Source organism: Longimicrobium sp. (genome assembly GCF_048594345.1).
GTDB lineage: Bacteria > Gemmatimonadota > Gemmatimonadetes > Longimicrobiales > Longimicrobiaceae > Longimicrobium.
Map to the genome: position 1 here is coordinate 16,040 of NZ_JBMDXM010000293.1, position 12,759 is coordinate 28,798.

Genomic DNA, 12,759 nt, shown 5'->3' on the forward strand with positions numbered 1-12,759 from the left:
AAGACGTTGATTTCCCGAGAGAGTGCCACACGGAACCGAAAGCGACACAATCGCTTGCGCGCGACTGAGGGAGCTCGCCGCCATCACCCGGGTGCTGGCTGAGACGCTCGGATCTCAGCCATGCGCGGGGCAGACGAGATGCTTCGGTCGGCGCCAAGGTCCATCGTGCAGGCAGGGCGCGGAGCGGCGCCGCCGTCCGGAAATCAACGCTTGTGGATGGCTCGTGATCACCCACCATCCCCACCGTCTGTTCCTCGCCTTCAGCGGGCTCAGATCCGTGCGGTGTAGGTGACGGTGACCTCGGCGCGGGCCGGGACGCGCAGCTCGAACTCCAGCGTGGACGCGTCGCTGCGGCGGTGCGGATGGCTCTGCGACATCAGCCGCCACTGGGTGCCCAGGTGCTCCGTCAGCAGCACGTCGGCCGGCGAGTCCTTGCGGTTGCGCACCACGATCTCCTGCGTGAACTCCCACGCATGGCGGCAGCCGCGGCACATGCCGCCCTCGTCGGGAATTTCGCGCCCCTCGCGGTCCAGCCGCAGCTGCCGCTCGGTGACGGTGCGGCGTGTGGCCACCACGTCAAACGCATCGCCCACGTACAGCCGCACCATCTCGTCGCGCGGGGTGTGCTCGATGCGGTCCTCGCCCAGGAACTGCAGGTTGCCGCGCGCGTCGGCCTTGTACAGCCGCACCACGCCGGCGGGGAGCGGCATCCCCATCCGGTTGCTCTGCGAGTTGCGCAGCTGCAGCATGACGGCGCCGCGCACGTCCTCGGTGCGGAAGCCCGCTCCCGGCTGCGCGTACCATCCCCAGTGCCGCTGGGAATCGAACACCAGCTGGCGCGTCACGCCCGCGTCCGCCGCGCTGAGCAGCGTCATCTGCTTGGTCTCGTTGTTCGCCAGCGTGGTGCGGCCGTCCAGCGTGTACAGGTGGTACTCGAAGAACGCCTCCTCGGCGAACTGCGGGGGCGGCGGGGCCGCGGTGACCACGATGTCATCCAGTGTCACCTGCCCCGCGCGGCGCGCCATCATCGGCGTTACGCGCCTGACGTTCCCGGCCAGCAGCTGCAGCTGCGCCTCGGGGTACGTCGTCCCGCTGCGGTTGTTGAGCGTCACCCATCCCGTCAGGTCCACCGACGCCTCGGCGGAATCGATCACGGCCACGTAGTCCGCGCTCCACCCGATCCCCTGGGTGAGGTACGAAACGTCCAGCGTCTGCGTACCGGCGCGCGCGGACTGCAGCAGCCAGAACAGCGACGGGCGCGAGATCAGCCCGCCGGGCATCTCCGCCACCTCCACCGCGCCCTCCGGGTTCAGCAGCAGCCGCCCGTCCGTGGTTCGCACCACGATTCCCTGCGACGGCGCGCTGAGCAGCGTCCCTTCCACCACCTCTACGCCGCCGCCCGGCAGCACGCGGCGAAAGCGGACGGTGCGGCCCACCGACTTTTCCAGGATGGCCTGCGTGCCGATCAGGTCGTACTGGTAGTTCTGCTCGCGGACGGAAACGCCGCCGGGTACGCTGGCGGATTGGATGCTCACGGTGGCGGGCTCGATGAGCTGCGCCACGTCCTGGTAGCGCACGCGGTTCATCCCCGCCGCCAGCGCCACGTCGCGCCGCTCGCGGACGATGGCGAAGCCCTGGTTGTAGACCGTCAGCGAGACGCTGCGCGATTCGGCGGAGGTGGAGACGACGGGCTCCTGCGCCCACCCCGGCGGGGCGGCGAGAAGCAGGACGGCGAGCACGGACAGGCGGATGCGCATGCGCTCTCCCGGAGTGCGTGGATGATGGATGTGTACCCCGTCAACGCGCGGCGCCGCCCCGCCTTGGACAGCGGAGCGGCGCGGGAGCCGGAGCCGCGTCAGCGGGTGTGTCGCCGATCCTTACAATCCGCGAATCAGTCATCCTGAAGGAGCCGCCGCGCGAATCCATGCGCTGGGGGATCCATGGCGGCGACTGAAGGACCTTGTCGGCACGACCGCGGGGCTGGATTGGCGCCGAAGAGCATGCCCCGCGATGGCGGAGAGATGGTCCTTCGGTCGCGCGCAGCCGTTTGTGCAGGTTACGGATCCGCGCGGCGCTCCCTCAGGAGGACTGGTTTCGCGATTGACGGTTGCCGATCCCGGAACGCCACAAGATCAGTCATCCTGAAGGAGCCGCCGCGCAGTTCCATGTGCCGGCAGGATCCATGGCGGCGACTGAAGGACCTTGCCGGCACGACCATGGAGCTGGATTCGCGCCGAAGAGCGGGCCCCGCGATGGCGGAGAGAAGGTCCTTCGGTCGCGCGCAGCCGTTTGTGCAGGTTAGGGTTTCGCGCGGCGCTCCCTCAGGATGACTGGTTTCGCGATTGAGGGTCGTCGATCTCTGAACGCCGCCAAGATCAGTCATCCTGAAGGAGCCGCCGCGCAATTCCATGCGCTGGCAGGATCCATGGCGGCGACTGAAGGACCTTGCCTGCCTGACCGAGAGCCTTAAACGGCTCCCAAGGGCTGGGCCTGGCGCGACCCGACAAAGATCCTTCGGTCGCGCGCAAACATCCGCGGTTATGAGAGTTCCGGGCGTGCGCTCCCTCAGGATGACAGCGGGCCGCCGTCGGCGGCAGGTGAGGTTTGGCGGCACGTTCTCAGCCTCAGTCCCGGGAGGCCGCGACGCGGCTACTCCGCGGGGCGAAAGTCCACCAGGCGGGCCTGGACGCTGGTGCGGCCGTTGTAGTGGTTTTCCTCCAGCTTGAACGCCACGTCTACCGGCCCGCCGCCAAAGCCCGGCTCCTGGCACCGCTCCCCCATCCCGAAACCGATCGCGTCCAGCCTGGTCCCGTACGCGCCCAGCACCATCTTCAGGTGCCCCTTCCCCACGATCCGGTGCTCCTCCACCGCCACGCCGCGCGCGGCGAACACCGGCGTGGCGTTCCCCGCGCCAAAGGGGCCGGCGTGGCGCAGCATGCGCACCAGGTCGTGGTCCGCGTGGCGCAGGTCCACCTCCAGGTCGATGCGCACCTCGGGGACCAGGTCCTCCTCGCGCAGCACCTGGCGGGCGTGGGCGTTGAACGCCTCGCGAAACCCGTCCACGCGGTCCGCGCGGATGGCGCAGCCGGCGGCCATCCGGTGCCCGCCAAAGCGGACCAGGTGCTCCGAGCAATCGCGGATCGCCTCGTACAGGTTGAAGCCGGGGATGGAGCGCGCGCTCCCCTTCCCCTCGGCCGCGCCGTCCAGCGCGATCATTACCGTGGGGCGGTGCAGCCGCTCCACCATCCGCGACGCCACGATCCCGATCACACCCGGGTGCCACCCGTCCGACGCCAGCACGAGGCCCCAGTCCCGGTCCGGATCGTACCCAAGCTCCAGCGAGGCCAGGGCTTCCTTGACCGTCGCCCCCTCCACGCTCTGCCGCCAGCGGTTCTCCGCCTCCAGCGTCAGCGCGATCTCCTCCGCCTCGCGCGGGTCGTCGGTCAGCAGCAGGCGCACGCCGCGCAGCGCCTCGCCCATCCGCCCCACCGCGTTGATCCGCGGCGCCAGCTGAAAGCTCACCTGCGCGGCCGTGATCTCGCCCTTGTCCGCCAGCCCCGTGACGCGCATCAGGGCGCGCAGGCCGGCGTTGGGCGTCTCGCGCAGCACACGGAGGCCCCAGCGCACCATCGCGCGGTTCTCCCCCCGCAGCGGCGCGATGTCGGCGATGGTGGCGACGGCGACCAGGTCCAGGAACGAATGCAGCCGCTCCTGCGGAAAGCCGATCTCCGCCGCCAGCGCGCAGCACACCTTCCACGCCACGCCCACCCCGGCGAGCCCCTTGTCCGGGTAGCCGCAGTCGGCCCGGTTGGGGTTGACGACGGCGGCCGCCACCGGCAGCTCCGGCCCCGGCGTGTGGTGGTCGGTGACGATCACGTCGATCCCCACCGCGCGCGCCTTGCTGACGGCGTCGTGCGCCACGATCCCGCAGTCGCAGGTAAGGATGAGCGTCGCGCCGATCTCCTGCGCGCCCTTCACCCCCGCCTCGGACAGGTCGTACCCATCCACCAGCCGCCGCGGCACGAACGGCTCCGCCTTGGCCCCCATCATCCGCAGCGCGCGGACGTAGAGCGCGGTGGAGCAGATGCCGTCCACGTCGTAGTCGCCGTGGACCAGGATCGTCTCCCGCGCGTCGATGGCCTGCTTGAGGCGCGCGACGGCATCGCCCATGCCGGCCAGCAGCGTAGGAGGGTGGATGTGGTCGGGCTGCGGGCGCAAAAATCCGCGCGCGGCGTCGGACGCGCCGTACCCGCGGTGCACCAGCAGCCGGCACAGGGCCGGCGGCAGGCGCAGCTCGCGCGACAGGCGGTCTACGGCGGCGGTGTCGGGCGCGGGGGGAAAGACCCAGCGGCGCGCGGCGGCAAGAACGGCAGGCATGCGTACAAAGTTGTACGTATGCCGCCGGACGGGCAACCCGCTCCCGTCATCCGCCACCGCGCGGAAAAGGTGGTCAGCGCCCGAAGATGTACACCAGGATGGCGGCGATCACCACCACGCACAGCAGGATGGTGATCCACTGCGCGGCGCTGCGCCCCGGGCCGGGGACGGGCTCCTTCTGGTGCGGAACGGGCTGCGAGCCCCCGTCGAACGGCGGCTCCTTGCGGTCTTCGGCCACGGCGGCTTCCTCTGCGGATCGGGCGGCGGACGTCCATCGGATGGGGGCGGGGCTCGCAACGGCCATGCCCGGCTTGATCCTGCGCGGCGGCGCGCTACCTTGCACCCGCGCCCATCATCCACCGACATCATCCCGAACGTCCGCGCTGACGATGCCCTGGAACCCGCCCCACCTGACGGCCCCGCAAGTCATCGTCCGCCTGGCGGAAACAGGGGACGTGCCGCAGATCGCCCGCTACTTTCAGGACAACCGCGAGCACCTGACGGGTTCCCGCCCGCTGGTGGGGGAGGAGTTCTTTACGGAGGGGTTCTGGGCCGCGCAGGTGCGCGCCAACCTGGCGGAGTTCCGCGAGGGCAAGAGCGTGCGCTTCTTCATCTTCGACCGCGCGAATCCGGAGCGGGTGATCGGCAACGCCAACTTTACGCAGATCTTTCGCGCCCCCGCGCACTACTGCATGCTGGGGTACGGGCTGGATTCAGGGTACCAGGGACGTGGGATGATGCGCGAGGCGCTGGAACTGGCGATCGGGTACATGTTCCGCGAGCAGAACCTGCACCGCATCCAGGCCAACTACGTCCCGCGCAACGAACGCAGCGGCGGGCTGCTGCGGCGGCTGGGGTTCACGGTGGAGGGGTTTGCGCGCGACTACCTGCTGCTGAACGGCAGGTGGGAGGACCACATCCTCACCAGCAAGCTCAATCCGGACTGGCGGGCGGGGTAGAGGGTATGGGGAGAAAGGGGGAGGATTCGATCCGCAGCGACGGGCATCATCCCGCGCCCGCACGGCGCCCCTCCCCCGGCCCCTCCCCGCTCGGTCCTCGCGGAGAGGGGAGCATTCGATCCCGTACCACAGGCTATCTCCCGCCGAACCCCAAGGGCGGGTACACCCGCGGCTCGAAATGCCATAAGCCCCCCCGTCCTGGCTCGCTTGCGCTCGCCGGACGGGGCTTCAACCGCTCGTATCCGAAGGTCCGAGCGACGCAGCAGGTCGCCACCGATCGACGAATCCTTCCAAACTCCCTCCCCCACGCAGTTTGTGGGGGAGGGCCGGGGAGGGGGGCGGCTCACCATCTCGCGCCCATCTTCCGATCCGCCTCACATCCAGCCCCTACATCAACCTCCCCCGGCAGTTTCGGGGGAGGTGGGCCGGTGGTGCTCGCCCGGAGGGGGTCGGCTGGGAGCCTGCTACGTGCGCCGCGCCTTCACTGCGGATGAGCGGATGAGCGGATGAGCGGATGAATCCGCTGCTGGGAAAGCGATAAGCCCCGTCCCGGGGGGGGGGGGGGGGGGGGGCGGGCCGGGGGGGGCCCGGCTGGGAGCCTGCTACGTGCGCTGCGGCCTTACTCCGGCGGGCTGCCGAAGCGCAGCGTGTCGCGCGGCGCGTTGGCGGGCGGGGCGTTCGTCGGCGGCGGGCTGAGCTGCGGCGGGTTCTCCGGCGCGGGCTCGGTGACCGGCGGACGCGCCGGCTCCGTCGCGGGCGGACGCTGCGGCTGCGTCTGCGGTTGCGGACGAGGCTGCTGCGCCGGCGGACGCTGCTGCTGCGGTTGCGGACGCGGCGTCTGCGCGGGCGGGCGCTGCTGCTGCACCGGCGGACGCTGCGGCTGCGTCTGCGGCACGGTCTGCACCGGCGGACGGGCGCCGGGCTGGGCGGGCACCGCGCCGGGCTGTCCGGGAACGACGCCGGGCTGTCCGGGGACCGCGCCCGGCTGCACGCCGGGCTGCGTGGGCGGAACCACGACGCCGGCGCGGCGCAGCGAGTCCATGCGGATGCTGTCGCGGATGGCTACGGAATCCACCGGCGGGGCGATGGGCGCGCCGCCCAGCAGCCGGCGGAACGGCGGGCCGCCCACGCGGCGCACCATGGCCGCGCGGGCCCCGGGCGACCACCCCGCCGCGCTGGCCAGCGTCGTCACCTCGATCCAGAAGGTGTCGCGCTGCAGGTGCCCCGCGGCAAACTGCGCCACGCCGTCGCTAAAGGTGATCACCGCGAGGGCGCTGTCGCGCCGCACCTCGCCCGTGAAGGGAAAGCCCACGCCGTCGCGCACAAACTGCCCGGCGATGGAGTCCAGCCGCTGCGTGACAATGCGCATTTCCGCGGGCGGCACCAGCTGGTACGCCTGCTCGCGCACCAGCAGGGTGTCCTGCGGGCGGATCTCGAAGCCCGCGAACCGCCAGATGCCACGCACCTCCGGCAAGCCGGCGCGCGCTTCCACGCTGGGCCGCGTGAGCGGCGGCAGCGGCTCTACCTTTCCCGACGCTTCATCGCATGCACCAGCCGCCAGCACCGCGCAGGCCAGCACCGCATTGAGCCTTGCTCGCACCTTGATTCCGATCTTCGCCATGGTCCGCCAACGGAGCTCCGCCTTACGCGGGTTCGCATCCTCCGTGCCTGCCGCAAGGTACAGCCCCGGCGCGGCGGTTGACATCCCCAGCCGCCATCTGTAGCTTCTGAGGTTACGGAACCCGCATGGTTCCTGAGCTTTTTCGTTCACTCCGGTCACCGTAGCCACCCCGATGCCGCTGACCGCACGCGTCCGCCCGGAACAGGCGGACGCCCTGCTGAGAGACGCACTTGAGGCCAACGGCCAGCGCTTTACGGACCAGCGCGCGGCCGTGTACCGCTTTCTGCTCGGCACCACCAGCCATCCCACGGCCGACGAGGTATTCACCGCCGTCCGCGCCGACATCGCCGACATCTCGCTCGCCACGGTCTACAAGGCGCTCGAGACGCTGGTGAGCTGCTCGCTTGCCGTCAAGCTTTCGTACGGCGACGACAGCGCCCGCTACGACGCGCGCACCGACGACCACTACCACTCGCGCTGCGTGCAGTGCGGCCAGGTGCGCGACGTGCCCGGCCAGGTGCCCGAGCTTCTGCCGCAGCTGCACGTGGGCGACGGATTCCGCGTGCAGGGGTACCGGGTGGAGGTGATCGGCCTGTGCCCCGCCTGTGCCGACTGACGAGCCCGGCCCGGCTTGTGACGACGCTCCCCGCCGGGGAGCGTTTTTCGTTTACGGTGGATAGATGTCGATGGACGCCGCGCGCTTTCAGGTAAGCCACACCTTCCCGCTTCCTTCACGGACCCTGTTCTTCGTGCTCGGCGACGTTCTCCACGGCGAGGTGCGGACCGGGATGGTAGTCGATGCGGGACCCGGGTTCCGGAGCGCGATCCACACGGTCGAGATGGCGGACTCTCCGTCGGAACGGCGCGCGTATGTCGCGCTGGGCTTCCGCTATACCAGCGCGGCGGAGCTGGATGGATGGCAGGGCGTACCGTGGGAGGGCGTAACCCTGGAGATCCCCGCGGAACCCATCCTGCACCCGTGCCCCTGCTGCGGTTTCCGGACGATGCCGGACGAGGAGCGCGGAAGCTTCGACATCTGCCCCGTCTGCGGCTGGGAGGATGATCGGTTGCAGTACGCCGATCCCGACTACCGCGGCGGCGCCAACGAAATCAGCTTGAATCAGGCGCGGGCACAGTTCGCCGCGCGTCACGATCCGTCTTCCTTCTGAGCCATGCCCCACCGATCCGCCTCCCCCGCCTCCGTCCTTCTCCCCGCCGATCCGCCGCGCGACTTTCGCGGGGAGTGGACGACGGATGCCGAGCGCCGCGGTGCGTATTCTGAGCACGCCGGCATCCTGCGCTCGCTCCCCGTCGCCGTCGCGGTGCCGGAGAACGCAGACGACGTGGCGGCATTGATGCGCTGGGCGGCGGAGCACGGCATCGCCCTGGTTCCCCGCGCGGCGGGAACGGGAATGCCCGGCGGCAACATCGGCCCCGGGATCGCGGTGGACCTCAAGACACGCTTCGGCGCCATCGGCCCCATCGACGCCGGGCGGCGGACCGCGGAGATCCAGCCGGGCGCCACGCTGGGCGACCTGAACCGCGCCGCCGCCCCGCACGGTCTGCAATTCCCCGTCGACCCGTCCAGCGCGGAGCGCGCGTCCATGGGCGGCATCATCGCCAACAACTCCGGCGGCTCGCACACCGTGCTCTACGGCTCCGCGCGCGGGTGGATCCACTCGCTGGACGTGGTGCTGGCGGACGGCACGCGCGTGACCACCACGCGCGGAGCGCGGGACGAGCATCCGCGTCTGCGCGAGATCCTGGACCAGGTTGACGCGATCATCGCCGAGGACCCGGTGCGGCTGGAGGCGGGGTGGCCGCGGGTGCGGAAGAACTCGTCCGGCTACGCGCTGCGCGAGTACCTGCGCTCCGGCGACGCGGTGGACCTGTTCGTGGGCAGCGAGGGGACGCTGGGGATGGTGACGGGCGCCACGGTGCGGCTGGCGCCGGTGCCAGCGGCCCGCGGGCTGGCGCTGCTGGAGTTCACCACCCTGGAGGCGGCGGGCGCGGCGGTGCACCGCATCCTGGAGCTGCACCCCGCGACGTGCGAGATGATCGACCGCACCTTCATCGACCTGGTGCGCGGCAGCGGCGAAGACCCGGGCTACCCGCTGCGCGCCGGGCTGGAGGCCATCCTGTTCGTGGAGATGGAGGGCGATTCGGCTGAGGAGGTCGCGGCGAAGCTGGAGTCCGTCCGCGCGGCGATGGAAGGGGCGGCGGACCGCGTCTCACTGGCGACGGATCCGCACGAGCAGGAGCGGTTCTGGCACGTGCGCCACGCGGCCAGCCCGCTGATCGCGCGGATGGCGGGGCAGCGGGTGTCGATGCAGTTCATCGAGGACGGCGTGGTGCCGGTGGACCGCCTGGCCGACTACATCCGCCTGCTGCGCGGCGTTCTCGATCGCCACGCGCTCCCCGCGGTCATCTTTGGCCACGCGGGCGACGGCAACCTGCACGTGAACCCGCTGGTGGACGTGGCCAAGGCCGGGTGGCGCGCGGAGGCGGAGGCGATCGTGTACGAGGTGGCCGAGGGCGTGGCGGCGCTGGGCGGCACCATGGCCGGCGAGCACGGCGACGGCCGCCTGCGCGCGCCGCTCCTGGAAACCATCTGGGGCGCCGAGATCGTCGCCAGCTTCCGCGCGGTCAAGGACGCGTTCGATCCGCGCGGCATCCTGAACCCCGGCGTCATCCTCCCCCTCCCCGGCCAGCGCCCGCTGGACGCGATCAAGTACGGCTGAGCACACGTCGCAGCGGTCCGTCTCCGAACGATCCGCTGCTGGGCCACGGAGGATGTACCCACCATCTTTTATCTTCCGGCACCCATAACTCCGCCCCGCCACGCTGAGACGCGTGGCGGGGCGGAGTGTTGCTTCGCACCGGGCCGATCAGGCGATCACTCGAACGGCCAGACGTACCGGCTTCCCAGGGAGGCGCTGTTCCCGCCCACGCCGCCAAACGTATAGCACGTCTCGCCCCGCCCCCGCAGCACGCTGCACGGCACCGGAAGCTGCAGCTGGGTGCCGCGGTACAGGTCGCCCCAGCCGCGGTCAAGAAAGTACCAGGGCGCGCCGAACATCCCCTGGAACTGCGTCTCCAGGCGGAACTCCCACTTCAGCATCTCCAGCAGGTTGCCGCAGGCGCCGTCGGGCAGCCTGGGCACGCAGCTGGTGTTCAGCCCGGCGGCGTCCGTGGCGTTGAGCCCGGCCGCCACGCGGGTGACGTTCACCTGGCTGGCGGCCTGCGCCAGGTTGCCGGTGCGGTACCAGCCCTCGGCGCGCAGCAGGTCCAGCTCCTCGCGGGTGAACGACGGGAAGGGGCCGGTGCGGCCGTTGTCGCGCCAGGCACGGAAGCGCTGGTCGCCATAGTACGACCAGCGGTGGGTGCCGCGATCCGCCCGGATCCACGTCGGACTCTGCACGGCCTGGTAGTACCGTCCGGGGCTCGACCGCTGCGCCTCGATGGTGGCGCCCTGCGGAAAGCGGTTGTCGGGCGTGATGATGGCGAACGCCTGGCCACCGGGGAGGGTGGGATGCCGGCTGGCGACGGGAAGGTTGATCCACGTCTGGTACCTTCCGGACTGGTCGGCCATCCCCAGGTACTGGTACTGCATCTGGGAAAGGAACTCCGCGGTCAGGTAGTAGCCGGCGTCGAAGCGCCAGCCCTGGTCGTCGAACACCAGGCTGAAGTCGCTGGTGATCCCGTTGCCGGCGTCGGCGATCACCTGCGTCCAGTCCACCGTCTGCCGCTCCTGCGGGTTGCGCGCCACGTTCGCGCGGAACCGCGCCTTGAACGAGTAGGCCAGCTGGCGCAGCTGCTCGCTGCTGATCGGCGTGGACGTCCACAGCGCGGGGATGGTGAAGCTGCCCTGCTGCGTATGCGCGATGGCCTGGTCCAGGTGCGCGATCGCGGCCGCCATCACCTCGGTGTACGGCCGCAGCTGCGCCGTCGCCGGGTCCTGGGTGTCGTCGATTACGAGCCCCTGGTCGTACAGCAGCGCCACGTTCCCCAGGTGCAGGCCCAGCAGGAACTCCGAGAACGCCTCCGCCCGCAGGTCCGGCCACTCGCCCACCGCCTCCCGCGCGTAGCGCAGCATGGTGATGCCGTTGTAGCTCGCCGACCACGCGCTCTCCAGATCCCCGTAGTACGCGTGGGACGGATCGTTGACGATGGCGGTGCGCGGGTACTCCGAATACAGGTACATCCCCCAGTTTCCTGCGGACGCGCTGTGCTGAAACGACTGCACGCTCAGCATGAACCCGGCGCCGTTGAACGGCTGCGCTTCCGCGTCCCACCAGCTGCGGAACGACCAGCGCAGCATGTCGTCCGCGTACTCCGTCGCGGACACCGCTTCCACGTCGCCTTTGGCCGCCACGCCGCCGTACACGGCCACCAGGCCCGACGTCCCCTCGGCGCTGAACTCCAGCACGCCCGTGGGGCTGATGCGGGCCAGCGTGGGATTGGTCACCGCCCAGACCACCTTGGCGTCCGGCACCTCGTTGCCCTCGGCGTCCTTTACCTGCGCGCGCATCTGCAGCGGACGCCCCACGATCGGCTGGCCCGTCCACCAGAGGATGATCGTGTAGCTGGCGATGACCACGTCGATGGGCTGCTGGCCGTTGAGCGCCTCGAGGCGCATGGAAACGGCGTTCGTCCCCGGACGGATGGCCGCCGTCACCTGGCCGCGGTGCGTCTCCGTTCCGCCCGCGTCGTACACGCGGGCGTAGAACACGCGGCCGGATCCCAGCGGCACGTCCACGGTTCCGCTGGCCACGCCGTCCACCACCGGAAGGTTGAAGACCAGCGGCTCGCCAATGCCGGGGCCGGTCACCTCCACCACCAGCGTGGCCGAGGAGGGTGAGGCCACGGCGTTCAGCGCGAGCCGGGCGTGCCCCTCGGGAACGCCCTCCGGCTCCACGGGCGAGTCCATGCAGCCCGTGAACAGCAGCAGCGCGCCCAGCAGGACGCGCGCAAGGGTGCTTCGCATCTTACTCCTGCACGGTGAGATCGGCCCCGGCCGCGACGCCGCGGAACGAGGCCGCGATCCGCACGCTTCCGGGGGCATGGGCGGTCACCACGCCCGCGGCGCTGACCGAGGCGATGCTGGGAATGCTGGACGCCCACACGATCTGCGGGTTGGCGATGGCGGTTCCGTTCTCGCTGGCGGTGGCGGTGTAGGTGCTGGTTCCGCCCGCCGCGAGCGTCGAGGCGCCGGGGGTGAGCGTGACGGTCACCGCGCCCACCGTCACCGTGACGGTGGCGCTGGAGGTAAGGGCCGCAAGCGTCACGGCCACCGACAGCGTCTGCCCGGCCTGCACGGACGACGTCTTTTCACCCTGATAGACCAGGTTCCCCGCGGCGTCGTAGCCCTTGACCACAAAGCGGCGGTCGGCGCCGGCGGGGATCTCCAGGGTGCCGGTGGCGGTGGTCCCCGAGACGGTGAGGTTGGCCATCAGCGGCTGGGCGATCCCCGGCCCCGTCACCTCCAGGGTGAGCGAGGTGATGGTGGCGCTGGTAAGGCTCACCTGTACGGTGAGCGTTCCGTCTTCGGGCGGACGGGTGACCTTCGACGGCTCGCACGCCGCCAGGACAAGGGCGGCAAAGGCGCCAGCCACGATCATTACGTTTCGCATCAGGTTCTCCGGAATCAGCAAAAGGGGACAACGAGAAAAGGGACGAGGTTCGTCGGGAGCAACGTGGGATCCTTGCGGTTTGGCCGACGTGGGCGCGGCGTAAAACTTAATACCCCTCCACACCCAGCCCCCCCCCCGGGAAACCTTACCCATAAGGCGGGCGGCCCCC

The 12,759-nt window shown here is 70.6% G+C and carries 10 protein-coding genes; 4 read left to right on the plus strand and 6 right to left on the minus strand.

Going from position 1 to position 12,759, the window contains the following annotated elements; genetic code table 11:
• Window positions 1-269 precede the first annotated feature (269 nt).
• The 3 genes from ACOJUJ_RS30270 to ACOJUJ_RS30280 form a co-directional block, all read right to left on the minus strand.
• Entirely contained in the window at window positions 270-1,757 is a 1,488-nt protein-coding gene (locus tag ACOJUJ_RS30270) for a DUF4139 domain-containing protein (protein ID WP_420130660.1), read from the minus strand.
• An 892-nt stretch (window positions 1,758-2,649) separates the two neighbouring features.
• Entirely contained in the window at window positions 2,650-4,377 is a 1,728-nt protein-coding gene (recJ, locus tag ACOJUJ_RS30275; RefSeq protein ID WP_420130661.1) for a single-stranded-DNA-specific exonuclease RecJ, read from the minus strand.
• A 73-nt stretch (window positions 4,378-4,450) separates the two neighbouring features.
• Window positions 4,451-4,615 (minus strand): hypothetical protein, encoded by a 165-nt coding sequence (locus ACOJUJ_RS30280; protein ID WP_420130662.1) that lies wholly within the window; start codon window positions 4,613-4,615, stop codon window positions 4,451-4,453.
• Window positions 4,616-4,766: 151 nt separating this feature from the next.
• Between ACOJUJ_RS30280 and ACOJUJ_RS30285 the strand changes: the two genes are divergently transcribed.
• Window positions 4,767-5,336 carry a GNAT family N-acetyltransferase gene (locus ACOJUJ_RS30285; protein WP_420130663.1) on the plus strand — a complete coding sequence of 190 codons (570 nt, stop codon included), beginning with the start codon at window positions 4,767-4,769 and terminating at the stop codon, window positions 5,334-5,336.
• 619 nt (window positions 5,337-5,955) lie between these two features.
• Here ACOJUJ_RS30285 and ACOJUJ_RS30290 read toward each other — a convergent pair.
• Window positions 5,956-6,957, minus strand: coding sequence for a hypothetical protein (locus ACOJUJ_RS30290; protein ID WP_420130664.1), 1,002 nt, complete (start codon window positions 6,955-6,957; stop codon window positions 5,956-5,958).
• Between the two features lie 172 nt (window positions 6,958-7,129).
• Between ACOJUJ_RS30290 and ACOJUJ_RS30295 the strand changes: the two genes are divergently transcribed.
• The 3 genes from ACOJUJ_RS30295 (at window position 7,130) to ACOJUJ_RS30305 (ending at window position 9,698) form a co-directional block, all read left to right on the plus strand.
• Window positions 7,130-7,573: a Fur family transcriptional regulator gene (locus ACOJUJ_RS30295; protein WP_420130665.1), complete on the plus strand. Its 444-nt coding sequence runs from the start codon at window positions 7,130-7,132 to the stop codon at window positions 7,571-7,573.
• A gap of 64 nt (window positions 7,574-7,637) precedes the next feature.
• On the plus strand, window positions 7,638-8,126 hold the full coding sequence (locus ACOJUJ_RS30300; RefSeq protein WP_420130666.1) for a CPCC family cysteine-rich protein: 489 nt from the start codon (window positions 7,638-7,640) through the stop codon (window positions 8,124-8,126).
• A 3-nt stretch (window positions 8,127-8,129) separates the two neighbouring features.
• Complete coding sequence (locus tag ACOJUJ_RS30305) at window positions 8,130-9,698, plus strand: FAD-binding oxidoreductase (RefSeq protein WP_420130667.1); 1,569 nt, start codon at window positions 8,130-8,132, stop codon at window positions 9,696-9,698.
• A 155-nt stretch (window positions 9,699-9,853) separates the two neighbouring features.
• On the opposite strand, the gene ACOJUJ_RS30310 is transcribed toward ACOJUJ_RS30305, so the two are convergent.
• Both ACOJUJ_RS30310 and ACOJUJ_RS30315 read right to left on the minus strand, forming a co-directional pair.
• Window positions 9,854-11,944, minus strand: a complete 2,091-nt coding sequence (locus tag ACOJUJ_RS30310) for a hypothetical protein (RefSeq protein ID WP_420130668.1) — start codon at window positions 11,942-11,944, stop codon at window positions 9,854-9,856.
• A 1-nt stretch (window position 11,945) separates the two neighbouring features.
• Window positions 11,946-12,590 carry an Ig-like domain-containing protein gene (locus ACOJUJ_RS30315; protein ID WP_420130669.1) on the minus strand — a complete coding sequence of 215 codons (645 nt, stop codon included), beginning with the start codon at window positions 12,588-12,590 and terminating at the stop codon, window positions 11,946-11,948.
• Between the last annotated feature and the right edge of the window lie 169 nt (window positions 12,591-12,759).